Source organism: Planococcus maitriensis (genome assembly GCF_003289925.1).
GTDB classification, from domain to species: domain Bacteria; phylum Bacillota; class Bacilli; order Bacillales_A; family Planococcaceae; genus Planococcus; species Planococcus maitriensis.
On sequence record NZ_QLZQ01000004.1, the window covers coordinates 23,608 to 42,684 of the forward strand.

At 50.0% G+C, this 19,077-nt stretch carries 19 protein-coding genes; 14 read left to right on the plus strand and 5 right to left on the minus strand.

The genetic code is table 11. The features are described 5' to 3' along the window. Positions 1-31: 31 nt before the first annotated feature. From DP119_RS10335 to nadB, 4 genes are all read right to left on the minus strand, one after another. Positions 32-1,195, minus strand: a complete 1,164-nt coding sequence (locus DP119_RS10335) for an iron-containing alcohol dehydrogenase (protein ID WP_420812305.1) — start codon at positions 1,193-1,195, stop codon at positions 32-34. Between the two features lie 197 nt (positions 1,196-1,392). Continuing rightward, a complete protein-coding gene (nadA, locus tag DP119_RS10340) occupies positions 1,393-2,487 on the minus strand; it encodes a quinolinate synthase NadA (protein WP_112233108.1) in 1,095 nt (364 codons plus the stop codon). Beyond that, the gene (gene nadC / locus DP119_RS10345; protein ID WP_112233109.1) at positions 2,487-3,338 is read right to left on the minus strand and encodes a carboxylating nicotinate-nucleotide diphosphorylase; all 852 of its coding nucleotides are present in this window, start codon (positions 3,336-3,338) and stop codon (positions 2,487-2,489) included. Before nadC ends, nadA begins: the two co-directional genes overlap by 1 nt. Then, on the minus strand, positions 3,335-4,894 hold the full coding sequence (gene nadB, locus DP119_RS10350; protein ID WP_112233110.1) for an L-aspartate oxidase: 1,560 nt from the start codon (positions 4,892-4,894) through the stop codon (positions 3,335-3,337). Before nadB ends, nadC begins: the two co-directional genes overlap by 4 nt. 98 nt (positions 4,895-4,992) lie before the next feature. On the opposite strand from nadB, the gene DP119_RS10355 reads away from it, so the two are divergent. Continuing rightward, positions 4,993-6,132 carry an IscS subfamily cysteine desulfurase gene (locus tag DP119_RS10355; RefSeq protein ID WP_338066448.1) on the plus strand — a complete coding sequence of 380 codons (1,140 nt, stop codon included), beginning with the start codon at positions 4,993-4,995 and terminating at the stop codon, positions 6,130-6,132. Positions 6,133-6,184: 52 nt separating this feature from the next. Here the strand turns inward: DP119_RS10355 and DP119_RS10360 are convergent, their stop codons facing one another. Beyond that, on the minus strand, positions 6,185-6,877 hold the full coding sequence (locus DP119_RS10360; protein WP_112233111.1) for a universal stress protein: 693 nt from the start codon (positions 6,875-6,877) through the stop codon (positions 6,185-6,187). A 267-nt stretch (positions 6,878-7,144) separates the two neighbouring features. Between DP119_RS10360 and DP119_RS10365 the strand changes: the two genes are divergently transcribed. From DP119_RS10365 to DP119_RS10425, 13 genes are all read left to right on the plus strand, one after another. Beyond that, entirely contained in the window at positions 7,145-9,577 is a 2,433-nt protein-coding gene (locus tag DP119_RS10365; RefSeq protein ID WP_420812302.1) for a Na+/H+ antiporter subunit A, read from the plus strand. After that, the gene (locus tag DP119_RS10370; protein ID WP_112233113.1) at positions 9,567-9,989 is read left to right on the plus strand and encodes a Na(+)/H(+) antiporter subunit B; all 423 of its coding nucleotides are present in this window, start codon (positions 9,567-9,569) and stop codon (positions 9,987-9,989) included. The genes DP119_RS10365 and DP119_RS10370 overlap by 11 nt, the downstream gene beginning before the upstream one ends. Before the next feature lie 3 nt (positions 9,990-9,992). Continuing rightward, complete coding sequence (locus DP119_RS10375; RefSeq protein WP_101189737.1) at positions 9,993-10,331, plus strand: Na(+)/H(+) antiporter subunit C; 339 nt, start codon at positions 9,993-9,995, stop codon at positions 10,329-10,331. Beyond that, a complete protein-coding gene (locus tag DP119_RS10380; RefSeq protein WP_101189736.1) occupies positions 10,324-11,811 on the plus strand; it encodes a Na+/H+ antiporter subunit D in 1,488 nt (495 codons plus the stop codon). The genes DP119_RS10375 and DP119_RS10380 overlap by 8 nt, the downstream gene beginning before the upstream one ends. Before the next feature lie 29 nt (positions 11,812-11,840). Continuing rightward, the gene (locus tag DP119_RS10385; protein ID WP_101189735.1) at positions 11,841-12,326 is read left to right on the plus strand and encodes a Na+/H+ antiporter subunit E; all 486 of its coding nucleotides are present in this window, start codon (positions 11,841-11,843) and stop codon (positions 12,324-12,326) included. Beyond that, positions 12,323-12,604 carry a Na(+)/H(+) antiporter subunit F1 gene (locus tag DP119_RS10390; RefSeq protein WP_112233114.1) on the plus strand — a complete coding sequence of 94 codons (282 nt, stop codon included), beginning with the start codon at positions 12,323-12,325 and terminating at the stop codon, positions 12,602-12,604. Before DP119_RS10385 ends, DP119_RS10390 begins: the two co-directional genes overlap by 4 nt. Continuing rightward, positions 12,585-12,962 carry a Na+/H+ antiporter subunit G gene (locus DP119_RS10395; RefSeq protein ID WP_112233115.1) on the plus strand — a complete coding sequence of 126 codons (378 nt, stop codon included), beginning with the start codon at positions 12,585-12,587 and terminating at the stop codon, positions 12,960-12,962. Before DP119_RS10390 ends, DP119_RS10395 begins: the two co-directional genes overlap by 20 nt. A 141-nt stretch (positions 12,963-13,103) precedes the next feature. Further along, a complete protein-coding gene (locus tag DP119_RS10400; protein ID WP_112233116.1) occupies positions 13,104-13,478 on the plus strand; it encodes a GntR family transcriptional regulator in 375 nt (124 codons plus the stop codon). Further along, complete coding sequence (locus DP119_RS10405; protein ID WP_112233306.1) at positions 13,478-14,350, plus strand: ATP-binding cassette domain-containing protein; 873 nt, start codon at positions 13,478-13,480, stop codon at positions 14,348-14,350. The genes DP119_RS10400 and DP119_RS10405 overlap by 1 nt, the downstream gene beginning before the upstream one ends. Position 14,351: 1 nt before the next feature. Then, positions 14,352-15,065 carry a hypothetical protein gene (locus DP119_RS10410; protein WP_101189731.1) on the plus strand — a complete coding sequence of 238 codons (714 nt, stop codon included), beginning with the start codon at positions 14,352-14,354 and terminating at the stop codon, positions 15,063-15,065. Between the two features lie 126 nt (positions 15,066-15,191). Continuing rightward, the gene (locus tag DP119_RS10415; protein ID WP_112233117.1) at positions 15,192-16,841 is read left to right on the plus strand and encodes an ATP-binding protein; all 1,650 of its coding nucleotides are present in this window, start codon (positions 15,192-15,194) and stop codon (positions 16,839-16,841) included. Beyond that, positions 16,838-17,548: a response regulator gene (locus DP119_RS10420; protein ID WP_112233118.1), complete on the plus strand. Its 711-nt coding sequence runs from the start codon at positions 16,838-16,840 to the stop codon at positions 17,546-17,548. Before DP119_RS10415 ends, DP119_RS10420 begins: the two co-directional genes overlap by 4 nt. Positions 17,549-17,721: 173 nt before the next feature. Then, positions 17,722-19,044, plus strand: coding sequence for a CitMHS family transporter (locus tag DP119_RS10425; RefSeq protein WP_101189728.1), 1,323 nt, complete (start codon positions 17,722-17,724; stop codon positions 19,042-19,044). Positions 19,045-19,077 lie beyond the last annotated feature (33 nt).

Here is a 19,077-nt window from a genome sequence, read left to right on the forward strand (position 1 = left end):
GAATGGGTTCCTGCTTCAGCTTTTTTTCATATCACACCGTTTTCTTCTCAGCGACTTCCCCTGAATAGGCAGCATGATAGATTGCGTAAATATCTTCTCTCTCAAGCGGCATCGGGCTTCTCGCCAAGATTCTTGTTTGCTTGATGCCGTCGTCCGCCAAGCTGTCCAAGGCGTCTTCCCCAATATCGAAGCCTTTCAGCGACACGGGAATATTCACGTCGGCGACGAGTTTTTTCAACTCCTCGACGCATGTATAGGAAGCTTCTTGTTCAGCTAATTGCGTGACGTTGACGCCCATCGCCTCGACGATGTCCTTCATTCTCTTCTCACAGCTCGGGCGGATATAGCCCATGACATACGGCAGCAAGACGGCATTGGATTCACCGTGCGATATATGGAATTGGCCGCCAAGCGGATAGGCCAAGGCGTGTACACCGGCAACACCGGCATTGAAGAAGGCCAATCCTGCCAGATAACTGCCGTAGCTCATATTCGTACGCGCTTCCTTGTTTTCCCCGTCCTCTACAGCCGTGCGGATCGACCCGCTGATCAAGCGGATTGCCTGCAAAGCCAGGCCGTCTGTCACCGGGTTGGCGTTTTTCGATACGTAAGCCTCTACCGCATGCGTCAACGCGTCGATGCCCGTTGCCGCTGTCACTTTCGGCGGCAAGGAGACCGTCAAGGCCGGGTCGACGATCGCGACGTCGGGCAATAAGTAATCATGCGTCACGACATCTTTGGTCGATTCCAATGACAATACGGCAATATTCGTCACTTCGGAACCGGTTCCGGACGTGGTCGGAATCAAGATCTTCGGTATGCCTTTATCAACAAGCTCACGTTCGCCCGTCAGATTCAGGTAGTCGGCCACTTTTCCTTCATGCGTCGCTAGGACACCCGCTAATTTCGCAAGGTCAAGTGCACTGCCGCCGCCAAGGCCGATGACCAAGTCAAACTTATGCTCCTTCGTGTAAGTGACCAATCTTTCGCCGACTTCGAGCGGCGGCTCCGGCACGACTTCCGTGTAGATGCTCGTCTTCCATCCTTTCGCTTCCAGCGGTTCGACGATTTTTTTCGTCATCCCCAGCTCGTCCAGAAACGGATCGGTGACAATAAGGATATTGCTGGCGTTCAGGCGTTCCGCTTCGCCCGCCAATTGTTCCAATGCCCCCCAGCCGGTATGGCTGATCGGCATGAATGTAAGTTTGCTCGACACATCATTCACTCCTTTTCTGCTTGTCTCGTCAGGAATTATCCACTTCAACCCGTGAAATGGGAATGTTTCAACATATATTTTCTCGCCACTCAATTGTAAATATAAAAGTCATAACATTCAATCTATTAAAGAATGACAAAACCCGCTGTCCTTTTCCAGGACAGCGGGTTTTCTTTCTACAGCATCTTCGCTAGAGCCAGTTTCGCTTCACTCGCCGTTTTCCCATCCACTTGGATGCGGTTGAGGACGCGGCCTTCCACCAGTTCTTCCAGAATCCAGGTGAAATGCGGCAAGTCGATGCGGTTCATCGTCAAGCATGGGCACATATATGGATTCAAGGAAACGATGTCGCGGTCCGGGAAATCCTGGATGAGCCGGTTGACGAGATTCATCTCCGTGCCGATCGCCCATTTCGAGCCGGGTTCGGACGCTTCGATCATATCGATGATGTATTTCGTCGAGCCGGCGAAATCGGAGGCGCTGACGACTTCATGCGTGCATTCGGGATGTACAAGGATATTGCGGTCCGGTTCTTTTTCGCGCAAATTGTCGACGTGTTTCGGCAGGAAGTTCATATGTACTGAGCAATGCCCTTTCCAGAGAATCACTTGCACGTCTTCTATCGCACAAGCACGTTCAAGCTTTTGCTTGATCGGGTCCCAAACCGCCATGTGCTCGAGCGGGATGCCGAGCTTTACGGCGGTATTGCGCCCGAGATGCTGGTCTGGCAAAAACAGCATGCGCTGCTTTTGGGATAATGCCCATTCGACCATTTCCTGTGCATTCGAGGAAGTCACCGTCGCCCCCCCGTTGCGGCCGACAAACGCCTTGATGGCCGCTGTCGAATTGACGTAAGTGAGCGGGATGATCGTGTCGCCGAAAAGTTCCTGCAGCTCTGCCCAGGCGCGTTCGGTTTGGTCGATATTGGCCATATCCGCCATCGAACAGCCCGCACGCATATCCGGCAAGATGACCGCTTGATGCGGTTCGGTCAGGATATCCGCGGTCTCCGCCATGAAATGGACGCCGCAGAACAAGATGTAGTCCGCCGTCTGCCTCCCTGCGATTTGCGACAATTGCAGCGAGTCGCCGGTCACATCGGCATATTTGATCACTTCGTCTTTCTGGTAATGATGGCCGAGAATGTATAAACGGTCGCCGAGCGCTGCCCGTGCACGTTTCGCGCGCTCATGCAATTCTTCCGTGGACGCTGTTAAATAACTTTTTGGCATGGCATCCGCCATTTGCAGTTCTTCGAGCAATGAAGCCATTAGGCAAGTACCTCCTTAGGGGATATGGATAGATTCATGCTGATGTCGAGATTCGATACGCTATGCGTCAAAGCACCGATGGAAATGACGTCGACGCCGGTGTCGCGGTAATTGGCAAGTTGATTGAGATCGATGCCGCCGGAAGCTTCCGTGCGGATCGTCTCCGGAACGAGCTGCACCCAGCGCTTGATCGTTTCCGGTGTCTGGTTGTCGAACATGATCGTGTCGGGGCGTGCGTCGATCGCTTCTTTCAATTGCTGTTCCGTCTCGACTTCCACTTCGATCATCGTCATATGGCCGAGCGAGCCGCGTACTTTTTTCACTGCTTCCGTAATCGATCCGGCCGCCGCGATGTGATTGTCTTTCAGCATGACGGCATCGTATAGGCCAATCCGGTGATTGAAACCGCCGCCTGCGCGGACCGCGTATTTTTCGAACATGCGCAGCCCCGGCGTCGTTTTTCGGGTATCGACGATGCGCGTATGGCCCGAACCGAGCGCTGCCACGCAATCCGCAGTCAAGGTGGCCACCGCGCTCATGCGCTGGACCAGGTTCAACAGTACCCGCTCCCCAGCCAGAAGAGCTGCCACAGGCCCCGTGATTTTCACGATTGCCTCGCCTGCCTCCACCCGCTCGCCGTCTTGTTTCAATAACTCCACTTGCACTGACTCGTCAAGCAGGCGATAGCCCCATTTGTAGCACTCAAGCCCGGCTACGACGCCGCTTTCTTTCATGCGGACAATTGCTTCGCCTGTATCCGTTCGATCAAATAACACGGAGGACACGTCGCGGTCCCCGATATCTTCGAGCAGGAATTGTTTTAATGCTTGTTCTGCTTTTAAGCGATTCATAACATAATCTCCTTAATCATCGTTTTTCGTCTAGACAGATGGGTGCCGCTCTTTGAAATGCCGATGACTTTTCCGGCCCATTCGGCTTTCGGTTCTGGCGCGTCCACCCGGTAATGGCCGCCCCTGCTTTCTTGCCGCAGCAATGCAGCTACAGCAATGAGGCTGCTTGCCGTCTGGCGGTGGATTTGGGCAATTACATGATCCGGGTAATCCTTCAATGCATAGGCCTTTAAAGGATAAGCCTGCAAGAAATTCGCCAAGGCTTCCGGTGCCCTCAAGATTCCCGCCGTTTCCGTCATGTTTCGTTTCAGTTGATTTTCATCAACGCCTTGAAAATATGTAGTAGATGATGCCATCTTACCTGCTTGTGGTGAACTTGTATTAATCCCAGGCCGTCCAGGCTCCCGGCCGATCCACTCGGCAAGCCTTGCCGCGAACACCAAGCCTTCCAGCAAGGAATTGCTCGCCAGGCGATTTGCGCCATGGACACCGGTGCATGCAACTTCCCCGACGGCATAAAGTCCCGGAATGGACGTCTGGCCGTAACTGTCCGTCCTCACGCCGCCCATGTGGAAATGCGCACCCGGACGCACCGGCAGCAATTCTTCTGTCGGTTCGATGGCGTGGTTCCGGCAATTTTCATAAATCGATGGAAAGCGTTCCTTGAAATTGGAGATTTTCCTGGCATCAAGATACACCGGCCCTTCATTTTGCCAATGGCGTTCAATCGCCCTTGCGACGACATCACGCGGCGCGAGTTCCAGGAGCGGGTGTATGGCTTCCATGATGCGCTTGCCGTCTTTATTTACCAATAAAGCGCCTTCTCCCCGTACCGCTTCAGAGATGAGCCCGCACGACTTTCCGCCAAGCGTCAGGACGGTCGGATGGAACTGGACGAACTCAAGGTCCTCCAATACGGCGCCTGCGTGATACGCCAATGACAAGCCGTCGCCGGCTGCAACCGATGAGTTGGATGTTTCCCTGTACAACTGGCCGATCCCGCCCGTCGCGAGGACCGTGTGGCGCGCTTTGATGACCGAGCGCTTTCCGGACCGATCCGAGACGAGCACGCCGGTGCAACGGCCGTTTCCAATCATTAATTCGAGTGCCTGGTGAAAAACGAAGCGCGTGATTTTCGCTGAGGTTTCTTCCCGTAAATACTGCATGAGCAGCTTGCCGCTCTGGTCGCCTCCTGCATGGACGATCCGGCGCTTGCTATGGGCGCCTTCCATCCCGAGCTTTGGCAGCCCGAACTCATCAGCATCGAAAGGCAGCCCTTGTGCCATCAGATGCTTGAGGATGGCAGAGCCTTCAGTGGCTAGAATTTCTACACGCTCAGCATCGGCATGATCTGCCGAGGCGAGCAACGTGTCCGTGGCATGGGATTCCGGGCGGTCATCGAAACTTAAGCTCGCGGCGATCCCACCTTGCGCAAGGCTTGTATTTCCCGTCCCGGCATGTTCTTTCGTGACGACTGCGATGGAATAATGATCAGGGAGCGAACGCGCGAGCATGAGCCCGGCGACGCCTCCCCCGATGATGCAAACATCGAACAAACTTTACACCTTCTTTACAAGTGTCTTGACACTATTAATGACATAAAGATACAGTGATTACAAGAAGAAACTCGGCTAGGGAAAGAAGTTGATGGAAAATGGTGATTTACTTGGATTCGGCAGCGACCGTCCCGATGAGAAAAGAAGCGATCGACGCTTATGTGGAAACGGCTAACAACGCATTCGGCAATACACAAAGTTTGCATGACGCAGGATCTCTCGCAGCAGACTATCTCGCATCGTGCAAGAAATTATGGGGGCAGTTCCTGAACGTGCGGCAAGACGGAATTTATTTCACCGGCAACGCCTCAGAGGCGAACCAGCTCGCCATCCGCTCGTTATTGAAAGGACGTCCCGAACATTACCGGTCTATCGTATCGACACAACTCGAACACGCTTCCGTCTTATCGGTGCTTCATGAACTCGAACGCGAAGGCTATGAAATTACATACGTTCCGGTCGACTGCTTCGGACGGGTCGATTTGGATGCTTACGAACGACTGGTTGACGAAGAAACAGCGCTCGTCGTCATGCAGCTTGTCAACTCAGAGATGGGGGCTGTCCAGCCGGTCGAGCAATGCACAAAAATCGCCTTGCAATTCGGCGTGCCGCTTCATTCGGATATCGTCCAGGGCTTTGGGAAGCTGCCGGTCGACATTGGTTTATGGGGCGTCGCTTCCGCTGTTTGTTCAGCACATAAAGTCGGCGGCCCCAAAGGCGTTGGCATCGCCTATCTCGATCCATCCGTCCACTGGGAATCGGTGTACGAGGGGACGACACATCAAAACGGATTCCGCGCCGGAACGATCGATGTTCCGGCAATCGTCTCCGCGACCATCGCCGCAAAACACGCTGTCATGGAACAGCCTGAAAGCTATGAACATGCAAGAAAACTTCAGTGCTATTTGATTGAACAATTGCCGGCAGGTGTCATCGTGACCGGCGACATAAAGTCGAAATCCCCGTTTATCCAAGGACTAGTTTTGCCGCATGTCGAAGGGCAATGGATGATGCTTGCCTGCAACCGTGCGCAGATCGCCATCTCCACCGGCACCGCCTGCAAGATCGGCTACGGCGAAGCGATGTCTGCCATGCTTGCGATGGGAACGGAAAGCGATACCGCGAAAAAGTTCATCCGGATTTCATTCACGAAACATACATCAAGCAACGAACTGGATGCATTTATCCATGTGCTGAACGAAAACCAATCGACACAAAAAAACCGCTTGCCCATTTGAGGCAAGCGGTTTTCATTGATTATGGGTGCTATATGCGGTTCGTGAAGTTTGTTTACGAGAGTTTGGCCAGTTCTTTCTTGATGCAGCCTTCAATTTCATCCGTATCTTGAATGTAATTATCCAATACTTCAACTTGATGAAGCTTGTTATTTTCCATGAACTTGAAAATACCGTTGTTAAAATCCGTTCCAATTTCCTTGAAGAATATGCCTTCAATCTGGCAGTCCTTTGTTTGAGAGAAATGGATTTTGTATTTTTCGCCTTCTTGGACTAAGTAGCAGCGGACGCCTTTTTCAAAATCATCTCCGTCATTGCCTTTGACTGTGCGCGCTACTGACACGACATGGAAATCGACAAACGGGATTTCACGCAGCAAGACGTTCATAAATGAACCTTTTGTAATCTCTTCCCAGCGGCTTCTTGCCGTTTGGCCAATGATGATCTGGGTGATATTGAATTGGTTCGCCACTTCCGCAATCACTTTAGCCGGCGGGCGCTTTTCATTATCACGGATAACAAATTCTTCTGCCCCAAGCTCCTCAGCAAGTTCGCCCCATTTTTCAACATAAGCTGACTTTTCAGTATCAAACTCGTCATATGGCAAAGCATCGACAGTTAAAATATACAACGGACAGTCAAGCATGTTTGCCAACTTGATTCCTCTTTTTATGAGACGCTCGCCATTCGGGCCATAAAACACACACACCAATATGCTTTCGTCCATGCGTCCTCTGATTTTTTTCATTTTAAAACCCTCCTGGGAGTATATTCTGTCACATCCGAAATCTAAAACTATGAAATTATACTGCGGATTCACGGAAAAATCAAGGAAGGAATCGTCTTCCGTTTTTCATTAAATCTACAATTCCTTTCAATATTTCTCATTTATGTATGCGTCTCAAGTGAAAGACACCCTGATTTCCTGTAAACTTTATAGTATATATTGCATTTTTGATTTTCCAATAAACTTTGCAAAGCCTTATTGTATTAGAAAATTCGTCCACTTGCCCAAATGTATCGATTTCAGTTTAGGAGGTTCACCGTGCAATTACTTATTTTTTCCATTTTATTACCATTTTTAACTGCAGCACTCATTCCACTCATCCGTAGGCGAATTGGCAACTTTAATATCGGCTGGCTTGTGCTATTCATCCCCGTGCTGTTGTTTGGATTCTTCGCATCTCAAATCCCTATGGTTTCATCCAGGGAAACGCTCTTGTCCTCAATAGAGTGGATTCCTTCGCTCGGCATCAATTTCACCGCTTATTTGGACGGCCTCAGCTTGATCATGGCCTTATTGATTACCGGCGTCGGCAGCTTAGTCGTCCTCTATTCCATCTACTATTTATCCCCAACTGATTCATTCCCGCATTTTTACGCTTACCTGCTGCTCTTTATGGGAGCTATGCTAGGGGTCGTGTTATCGGACAATTTAATGGTGCTATATGTGTTTTGGGAACTGACCAGTATGTCGTCTTTCCTATTGATCGCATTTTGGTACCACCGGAAAAATTCACGTTATGGTGCCCAAAAATCGCTATTGATCACGGTATTTGGCGGCTTTGCCATGTTTGCAGGATTCCTTATGCTGTATGCGATGACCGGCACTTTGAGCATCCAGGAAACTGCGGCTGTCATGGGACAACTCACAGAGCATGCGCTTTTTTATCCGGCGATGTTCCTGATCTTGCTCGGCGCATTTACCAAATCAGCGCAATTCCCTTTTCACATCTGGCTCCCAGATGCTATGGAAGCCCCTACTCCTGTAAGTGCCTACTTGCATTCGGCGACCATGGTAAAAGCGGGTATGTATTTGGTCGCTCGCTTCACTCCCATCTTCGGCGGCACTTCCGCTTGGTTCTGGACGATTACCATTGTCGGGCTCATTACGCTGTTCTGGGGTGCTTTTTGTGCCATCCGACAGACCGACTTGAAAGCGCTCCTCGCTTACTCGACCATTAGCCAACTCGGCTTGATCATGAGTTTACTCGGCATGGGTTCAGCCGCCCTTCGTTATGGCAATACGGAAGCGGGCGCATTGTACGGGCTGGCGATTTTTGCAGCCTTGTTCCACCTAGTGAATCATTCAACTTTCAAAGGAGCCCTTTTCATGGTGGTCGGCATTATTGACCATCAAGTCGGAACGCGGGATATTCGCCGGCTTGGCGGCTTGATGGCCTTGCTCCCTGTGACGTTCACATTTGCTGTCATTGGCAGCTTTTCGATGGCGGGCTTGCCATTATTAAACGGATTTTTAAGCAAGGAAATGTTTTTCACTGCTTCGTTAAACGCAGCTTCAATGCCTGGCCTTTTTTCAACTTCATGGGGCTGGTTGATTCCGGTCATCGCTTGGCTTGCAAGCGTATTGACGTTTATTTACGCCATGATAATCGTATTCCGCACGTTTCTTGGCAACCGCGATTCTAAAGCGGTCGAAAAACGTCCTGTCGAACCCCCGATTGGCATGCTGATTTCACCGGCCATTCTCTCTATACTGATTGTCGGGTTGTTCTTTGCACCGAATTTGCTAGGCGATCACTTATTAAAGCCTGCCTTGGAGCAGTTATTGCCTGGTATTTCAGGTGCTTCGCCAGACAGTATTTATGCATGGCACGGCGTTAACACCGAACTGCTGATGACCATCGGCATCGTTTTGATCGGCTCTGTCTTATTTATTACCTTCGACCGGTGGAAAGGCATTTTCAAAATCCAACCGGCCGGCTGGACGTTCAACGCGCTGTACAATTATGCGTTGGCTTCGTCTGAAAATGCAGCTTCTTTTGTTACCCGTTCTTATATGACCGGCCGTTTGCATCAATACTTCTTTTATATCTTGCTGTTTTTCATCGTTTCTACAGGCGGCACCTTGCTGTTGTCAGATGCGCTATCCATTTCTTTCGTACAAGATGCGCCTGTCAGCATATATGAATTGATGCTGGTCCTGGTCATGATCATTACGGCTATTTCGATCCTATTCACCCGTTCCCGCCTATCGGCCATTTTGATGAACGGCGTGCTCGGCTATTCGATTTCCATTTTTTTCGTGTTGTTCCGCGCACCTGATTTGGCGTTGACGCAATTGGTCATCGAAACAGTCACCACCGCGTTGTTTTTGCTTTGCTTCAATTATTTGCCCGAGTGGAAACGGGAGCCCCTGCCAAAACGGAAAAAGGCGCGCAATGCCGTTCTCGCCATTGCAGGCGGCCTGGTCATCACGTTAACCGGACTATCCGTCAATAGCGCTGACTTGTTTGAAACGATCTCTAGTTATTTTCAAAATTCCTACGAACTTGCCGGTGGACAAAATATCGTCAACTCCATTTTGGGAGATTTCCGTGCCCTCGACACGATGCTTGAAGGACTGGTGCTGTTCATAGCCGGAATTGGCGTTTATACGCTTATCCGCCTGAAGCTGAAAAAGGAGGCTGGAACCGATGGGGATTAATGATGTGATATTGAAGACCGTTGCCAAAGCGGTTGTGTTGATTATTTTCACCTTCGGCATCTACCTATTTTTGTCCGGGCACAATAGTCCGGGAGGCGGTTTTGTCGGCGGGCTGGTCTTGGCATCGGCTTTTGTATTGATGTTTTTATCGTATGATACCGAAACCGTCAAAGATGCAATCCCGATCGACTTTAAAAAGTTATCGGCTTTTGGCGTGTTGCTTGCAGTTCTTAGCGGACTTGGCCCACTTTTATTCGGCCAGAATTTTCTCGAGCAGTCTTTTGACTATTTCAACCTCCCCATCTTCGGTAAAACGGAAATTGCCACTGTGTTGATTTTCGAGGCAGGCATCGCGTTGACTGTAGTCGGAGTGGTCGTGAACATAATTCTAAGTATAAGTGAGGATGAATAGCGAATGGAATCTTTGATCATCATCCTAGTCGGTGTGCTTAGCACTGTCGCTTTCTATCTTCTGTTATCCCGGAACATCGTCCGTGTTATTTTGGGCACGGCGATTCTGTCACACGCAGCACATCTAATGATTTTGGCGATGGGCGGCTTGAAGATCGGCTCTGCGCCTCTGCTCGGCGAAGAAGCAGAAACTTACGTCGATGCCTTGCCACAGGCTTTGATACTTACCGCCATTGTCATTAGCTTTGCTGTTACCGCCTTTATCCTGGTGCTTGCTTACCGGGCCTATCAAGAACTCGGGACAGACGATCTGGAAGAGATGAGAGGTACCGACAATGAATAATATTATTTTAATTCCCATGATCCTGCCCATTTTGGCGGGAGTTTTGTTGATATTTTTGCGCACATACGGAAGGCTCCAGGCGTGGACAAGCATCGCAGTGATGGCTGTCGTTGCAGCTGCTGCCGTTTATCTTTTGAATGCCATTCAAACTGACGGCATCTTGCGGATTGATTTTGGCGGATGGACGCCGCCTTTTGGCATCTCTTTTGTAGCAGATTCGTTTGCTGTCCTGCTCGTTTTGACATCATCTGTGGTGACGGTCATTTGCCTGCTTCATGCTCTCGTTTCGACGGATAAGGAATTGGTGACGATGTATTTCTATCCGACCGTCCTGTTTTTGATTGCCGGCATCAACGGCTCGTTTTTGAGCGGCGATATCTTCAATTTGTTCGTTTGTTTTGAAGTCATGCTTTTGTCGTCATATATTTTGCTCACTTTAGGCGGTTCCAAACGCCAGCTGCGGGAAGCCATTAAGTATGTTTCGATCAATATCGTTTCTTCCTGGTTCTTTCTCATCGCCATTGCTTATTTATATGGTGCAGTTGGAACTTTAAACTTTGCCCATTTGTCGGTTCGTGTTGCCGAAAATGGCCAAGAGCCTTTGTTGACGACGATCAGCATTGTGTTCTTGATCGTTTTTAGTTTAAAAGCCGGGCTGTTGCTGTACTTTTGGTTACCCGGTTCTTATAGCAGCCCGCCTGTTGTGACTTCGGCATTATTTGGCGCTCTCCTGACCAAAGTCGGTATTTACGCCATGTTCCGCATGTTCACGCTGGTGTTCTATCATGAACCTGAGACGACCCATAACATCATTGCCGTTATGGCAGTGCTGACCTTAATTGGCGGCAGCATCGGCGCCATCGCCCATAACGACATCCGGCAAATTGCCGCCTATAACGTAGTCATAGCGGTCGGCTTTATTTTGACGGGGCTTGCCATCGCCACCCCGGATGCTATCGAAGGGGCCATCTTCTATCTACTGCACGATATGGTAGTAAAAGCGCTGTTGTTCTTGCTGATCGGCACGATTATTTTATTGACAGGCACCGCCCAAATCGGCAAAATGAGCGGCATTATCCAAAACTATCCGATTCTCGGCTGGTCGTTTTTCATTGCCATGCTCTCGCTTGCCGGGATTCCGCCGCTCAGCGGATTTGTCGGCAAAGTCCTTCTTTCTCAGGGCGCAATCGATTCGGGCTCCTATATCCTATTGGCCATAGCGCTCGGCTCAAGCCTGTTCGTACTTTACTCCTTGCTAAAGATTTTTAAAAATTGCTTTTGGGGCGAGACAATTGTCAGCAAAGACGATCAAGTCCCGCTGCGCCGCGGTTTTTTAGTTCCTTGCTTATTGCTTGTTGCCCTCACTATCGGTATTGGCCTCGGCGCGGAAGGTCTGTCGGATTATGTATCTGATGCTGCCGATACGCTCCTCAATCCGCAGGTTTACATCGATGCCGTGCTAACCGAGGATTTCCAATAAATCCGGACGCTTGAAAGGAGTGATTGATTTTGCCCGCCCAGTTTCTGTTGAATATAATGATCGGCTTATTATGGACCTTGTTAATGGACGAGACTGCATTTTATTTCTCGACCTTTTTAACAGGCTATTTAATTGGCCTCGGCATTATCTTTTTAATGCACCGCTTTTTTGGCACCAAGTTCTACTTAATCCGTGTCTATTCCACACTTAAACTGCTACTGATTTTCATTCGTGAACTGTTCCAGTCAAGCATCTCCATCATGAAACAAATCCTTAGCCCAAAATTGGATATTAAGCCTGGGATTTTCACTTATGAACATAATATGGAAGGCGATTACGAACTGACGACCTTGGCTTTGTTGCTGACTCTCACGCCTGGTTCCGTGATTCTCGAAGTCTCGCCGGACAATAAAGTATTTTATATCCATGCGATGGATGTGGAAAAATCACGTGAATCCCTGCTCAGTTCCATCAAAACTTTCGAAACAGCCATTATGGAGGTGACGCGAAATTGATCGATATTATCTTGACCATCGCCCTTAGCCTATTCGTGCTTGCCATCTTGTTGGCGCTCTACCGCATCATACGCGGCCCTTCAATGCCAGACCGGGTTGTCGCACTTGATATGATTGGCGTTAACTTGATATCCGCCGTCGCCGTGTTTTCGGTGTTATTGAAAACACATGTTTTCTTGGAAGTCATCCTGGTCGTTGGCATTTTGGCATTCATCAGCACAATTGCCTTAGCCCGATTTGTAGAAAGGGGCGATATCGTTGAACATAAGCACGATTAGTGAATATATAGGCGTTTTACTTATTTTGGCGGGCAGCGTGATGGCCGTCATTAGCGCCATCGGCATTTTGCGTTTTCCAGACGCTTATACCCGTTCGCATGCCGCGACGAAAAGTGCTACGCTGGCCGTTCTCCTATCGCTCATTGGCGCATTCATTTTCTTTTGGGCAAGCGAGAACTTCATTAGCGTGCGTTTGCTCCTCGGAATCATTTTCGTCTTTTTGACTGCCCCTGTCTCTGGCCACTTGATCATGCGGGCGGCCTATCGTTCGAATGTGAAATTGACAAGTCTCTCGACAGAAGACGCCCTAGCCGAAGCGCTCGATAAAAAGAATACGATTGAACAAAAAGAAGGGTGAAACTGCCTTTCTTTTTTTTATTGAAACTTAAAGTTTTGGAACTGTTTTGAAATATTACAGTTGACTTTTATAATTTAAAGTTATATGGTTATACACATAAGTATATAACCATATTACCTAATCACCCAAGGAGGTGTTTTCATGGTCAACCCAACTGATTCAGCGAAACCTTTATTTTTGCAGATCCGAGAATTGATCGAAGACCAAATCGTCAACGATCAATTGAAAGAAGGCGACCAAGCCCCATCAACGAATCAATTGGTCAATTTCTACAAGATCAACCACGCAACCGTCTCCAAAGGCATCACCCAGCTTGTCGACGAAGGCATACTATTTAAAAAGCGAGGGATTGGCATGTTTGTAGCAGAAGGCGCAAAGAAAACCTTAGTCCAGCAGCGGAAAAAAGCGTTTGTCGAAAATTACGTCACTGGGCTCGTGCAAGAAGCGGAAAAACTCGGCATTACGGAAACAGAAATCATCGAATTGATCAAATCCACGAAAGGGCGTGATGCATGATGGCAGCTTCAGTCCAGCTCAATCACGTAACATTGAAATTCAAAAAATTTGAAGCCTTGAAAGATGTGACACTAACATTGGAAGCAGGCAAGATCCATGGCCTCATCGGCCGAAACGGCGCCGGCAAGACCTCTTTGCTGTCGTTGATCGCCGCTTTCCGTGAACCGACAGCTGGCGAAGTGTTCGTCGATGGTTCCCCGGTATTTGAGAATCCCGAGAAGATGGAGCAAGTGGCGTTCGTCTACGATAAAGACTATAAGGAAGAAACCGAAAAAGCGAAGAAGTTAATTGCACTCGCCTCCCACTACCGCCCCCATTTTGACATGGGCTATGCAGAACAATTGATCGAGCGTTTCAAACTTCCGGTCAATAAACCCGTCAATAAGTTATCGAAAGGCATGCAGTCTGCGTTGAATGTTGTTATCGGCCTTGCCAGCCGCGCGCCAATCACTATATTCGATGAAGCCTATCTTGGCATGGACGCGCCGTCACGTGAAATCTTCTATAAAGAAATCTTACAGGACCAAGAAGATCATCCGCGAACCTTTATCCTCTCGACCCATTTAGTATCGGAGATGGATTATTTGTTCGACAACGTCGTTATCATCGATCAAGGCACCGTATTATTGCATGAACCGTATGAAACCATCGAAGCACACGGGGTATCTGTTACCGGTGCCGCACAGGAAGTCGATATCTTTACTGCAGGCATGAAACAGTTGAACGAACAGCAATTAGGCGGCACGAAATCCGTTATGATTTATGGAAATCTCGGTGACGCTAAACGCCAAGAAGCGCGTGCGCAAGGACTCGAGATTGGCCCAGTATCACTTCAAGATCTATTTATCCATTTAACCGAGGAGGCGAATTAATATGACATCCCCGCGCTATAGAAGAGTTGCAGCCGCTGTCTTTTCCGATATGTTCAAATGGAGTTTGTGGTTTTTCTCTATCCTTTTTGTGATTCATTTAGTAAGAGTATTTTGGCTGAATGGCGACACCAATCAAATTGAAGGTTTCTTCGTCTTTTCCCAGTATTCCGTGAATATTTTCATGTTGGTGGTCGGCATTATGTCCGCTTATGTATTCATGAGCCGCCACATCCAGCAAGGCGTCAGCCGCAAAGATTCATACCTCGGCACTGCCCTGGCAGCACTCGCGTTGTCTGCATTTGCTACCTTGGTTCCGCTCGCCGTCAACGGTCTTCAACATTTGCTTGCTGAAACGATTTCATTGCCTGTCGAGTTGGATACGGTCTCTGCTTTCGAGACGACAGGCGGCTGGTTTGCCGCTGCGATTGCGTTATTCCTGAACACCTTGACTTTCTTTTTAGCCGGCTGGGTCATCAGCATCGGCTATTACCGCTTTGGCTGGATCGCCGGCTTCGGCTTTATCGCCTTATCGTTCGTCATCTTCGGCCTAAATGATTATCTATGGAAGCCTAACACGGCCGATGCCATGGAATGGTTGCCATATAATCCGCTCGAAGCGAATTTTTGGCTGACAGCACTCGGATCGTCCGTCCTGATTCTGCTTCTTTTCTCGCTGATGCGGTTGCTGACCAAACGCGTCACAATCAAAATGTAAATTCCACCGAAGCCCTGCCCTCCATGCGGCAAGGCTTTTGCATGCCCGGTTAATGGCACGGCACCATATACGCCTTCTTCGCTATGGTATGATGTCTACAGAAATTATCCACAAGGAGACTGCCACATGTTTCTACAAAAGACACCCGAGAAACGCCGCTGGAACGATGAACCGGGCCGTGCGCTTTCATTAAAAACCAAAATGGTCGCCTTGATTGCGCTGTTGATCGCAGCGGTCCTCTTGGTGATCGGCTTGTTTTCGAATTATTTTGTGCGCACCGTGACAGAAGACCAGCTCGGGGAACAAGCGCTCAGTGTCGCGGAAGCCATCGCCCTCAACTCTGATATCATCGAGGCATTCGATGCACCGGACCCGGCAGCCGTCATCCAGCCGCTCGTCGCCCCCGTACAGCAAGCAACCGAAGCGGAATTCATCGTGGTGGGGAACCGCGAAGAAATTCGCTATTCCCATCCGAATCCCGAACAGATCGGCGGGCGGATGGTCGGTGAAGACAACGAACGGGCTCTTAATGAAGGACAATCCTATGTCTCGAAAGCGGCCGGCACACTTGGCGATTCGCTGCGCGCGAAAGTGCCCATCTATTCCGACGGGCAAATCATCGGCGTCGTCTCGGTCGGCTTTCTTTCGACCGACGTCCAAAGCTTGATCGGCGATTATACGCAAGAAGTCTGGCTTATGCTGCTCACCATTGGAGCTGTCGCTTTCTTGATGGCAATCGCCATTGCTTCCTATATCAAGCGCAAGCTTCACGGCCTTGAGCCCGAAGAGATTGCCCATCTGCTATTCCAAAAAGAAACCATTCTGCAATCAACCCACGAAGGCATCATCGCGGTCAATCGCCTGGGGCACATCACATTGCTCAATCACCAGGCCAAGCAATTATTGTTCGGCAATGAGAAAGACGAACAGTCATTGATCGGCCAACCGGTCACCGAAGTGCTGCCTTCTTCCGATCTGCCTGAAATTTTGGCGCATGGCACCAGCCATTTCGACCAGGAACGGCTTTACGGCGAGCATCCGGTCTATGTCAACTCAAGCCCGATCCATTTTGAAGGGGCGCTGGTCGGGGCGGTTTCGACTTTCCGCTACAAAACGGAAATCGACCAGCTGGCAAAAGAACTTGCCCAAGTAAGGCAATACGCCAATGCGCTGCGCGCCCAAACTCATGAATTTTCGAATAAACTGTACACGATTTCCGGATTGCTCCATTTGGACAAAAGAAAAGACGCCCTGGAATTCATCCGGACCGAACACCATATCCAGCTCGAATGGTCGCGTCAATTGATAGGCAAAGTGAAAGATCCGCTCATCAGCGGCTTATTGCTCGGCAAGATCCATCAAGCACGTGAACAGCAAGTGCAGCTATCGATTGGCGAGGACAGCAGCCTCCAGCAAGCTGTCCCCGAACCGCAGCGTCAAGCCCTCTTGACCGCGATCGGCAACTTGCTCGACAATGCTTTTGAAGCCGTCAAACAACAGCCGGTATCGGAGCGGCTCGTTTCACTGACATTTACCGATATCGGGGATGACATCATTTTTGAAATCGACGATTCCGGTCCCGGGATTTCCGAGGCAATTACAAGTGACATCTTTAATGAAGGCATTTCGTCAAAAAGTACTGCTGGACGCGGTTTCGGCTTAAGTACGACGAATCGCCTCGCCAAAGCGGCGGGCGGCGAAGTGCTGATCGAAGAAAGTGAACTCGGAGGCGCTTGTTTTGTGCTGACTCTACCGAAAGAAGGAATTCAACCATGAACGCAACTCTTCACATCCTGATTATCGAAGACGATTTCCGCGTGGCGGGCATCAACGCCGAACTGGCCGGACAAGTCACTGGCTATGAAGCTGCTTCGATCGCCAAAACAGGCGACGAAGCCATGGCTTTTTTAGAGAAGGCATCTCCACTTCCCGATGTAATCCTGCTTGATGTTTTTATTCCGGACCGCTCGGGGCTGGAACTGTTTTGGGATATCCGCCGACAGTATCCTCAAATCGCCATCATCATGGTGACTGCCGCCAATGAAATTGAAACGATTGCAGCAACCGTTCGCGGCGGGGCGTTCGATTATTTATTGAAACCTGTCGACTTCGAGCGGTTCGCGCAAGCCTTGGAACGCTTCCGCGATCAGCGGCTGGTCCTCTCTGCCTCATTGGACTGGCAGCAAAGCGACCTGGATCGCCTGTTCGGCGTGACCGCTGCACAAATGGCCCAAACAGAAGACAATGGCGAAGAGCTTCCGAAAGGCATCGATCAATTGACTTTGGACGGCGTCCGCGACTTTTTGAACGCTTCTTCACCTGAAGGGGCCAATGCCATGGAGGCCGGCAAGGCGGTCGGCATTAGCCGCTCCACCGCCAGGCGTTACCTGGAGCATCTGGTCGCGAGCAATGAAGCGAAAGCGCAATTGAACTACGGGGAAATCGGCCGTCCTGAACGGCGCTACGTCCCATGGACAAAATGAACAAAACCCCCAAAACGCTCTTTAGTCGCCTTAAGTGAATAATCTTATTTTTCAAATCCCTCTGTGATAAGTTGTTATTTATAACTTGAACCGGGGGATTTATTTTTTGCGCCAATATGTATGCGTTTACAAAATGATCCTCCGCGCTATTTTGCACCTAGGGGGAATCCAGTATGTTAAGCATTATTGCCTTATTTACAATCATCATCATTGTGGCACTTCTTATCAGCAATAAAATCACGCCGATCGTCGCACTTGTGCTCGTGCCGATTGTGGCTGCCTTTGTCGCGGGCTTCAGCTTTGCGGAAATCGGCGACTTCTTCAATAGCGGCGTCGAATCGGTCATCAGCGTCGTCATCATGTTCATCTTCGCCATTCTTTTCTTCGGCATCATGCAAGATGTCGGTTTGTTCGACCCGTTGATCAATAAAATGATCGCAGTCTCTAAAGGAAACGTCATCGCTGTCGCAGTCGGCACCGTCGTCATCGCAGCAGTCGCACAACTCGACGGATCCGGCGCTTCCACTTTCCTGATCACCATACCAGCACTGCTTCCGCTTTATAAACGCTTGAAAATGAATCCTTATCTCCTGCTATTGCTGGTCGGGACCTCGGCGAGCATCATGAATATGCTGCCGTGGGCTGGACCGCTCGGCCGCACCGCTGCTGTTCTTGGCATGGACGTAACTGAATTATGGCGCCCGCTGATCAAAGTCCAAGTGATCGGGCTCATCCTGTTGATCGCCCTGGCCGTCTTGCTCGCGATGCGCGAAAAGCGCCTCATCGCAAGACGCGGTGATTTCAATAAAGAAATCTTCGAAGAAGCAGACCCACTCGATGTGACGGCTCAAGATGAAAAGTCACAAAAAGCTGCAGCCCTGCGCCGGCCGAAGCTCTTATGGGCAAATACCATCTTGGCGCTGGCCGTCATCGGCGTGCTCGTATGGGGCGTCATTCCAGCAGGCCTCGCCTTCATGATCGGCGTCAGCATCGCCTTGCCGCTCAACTACCCGGACATGAAAGACCAAATGGACCGTATCAAAGACCATGCGCCGAACGCGCTTCTCATGGCTGCGATCATTTTGGCTGCCGGTTCGTTCCTCGGCATCCTGGAAGGCACTTTGATGCTCGACTCTATCGCCAGTGATCTGGTCACTATCCTGCCGGCATTCGTCATTCCTTACCTGCACTTGATCATCGGATTCTTCGGCGTGCCGTTCGATCTATTGCTCAGCACCGACGCCTATTATTTCGCCTTGTTCCCGATTGTCGAGCAAGTCGTCACAGGTGCAGGCGTGTCTTCGCTGACGGCTGCTTACGCCATGATCATCGGCAATATCATCGGCACGTTCGTCAGCCCGTTCTCTCCCGCCCTCTGGCTCGCACTTGGCCTGGCGGGGCTCGAGATGGGCCGCCATATCCGCTACTCCCTTCCGATTATGTGGGGCTTCAGCATCGTCTTGCTCGCCGTCTCCGTATTGGTCGGCGTCGTCTAATAAAAAAATGCCAGGAAAGAGGGGACTCTCTTT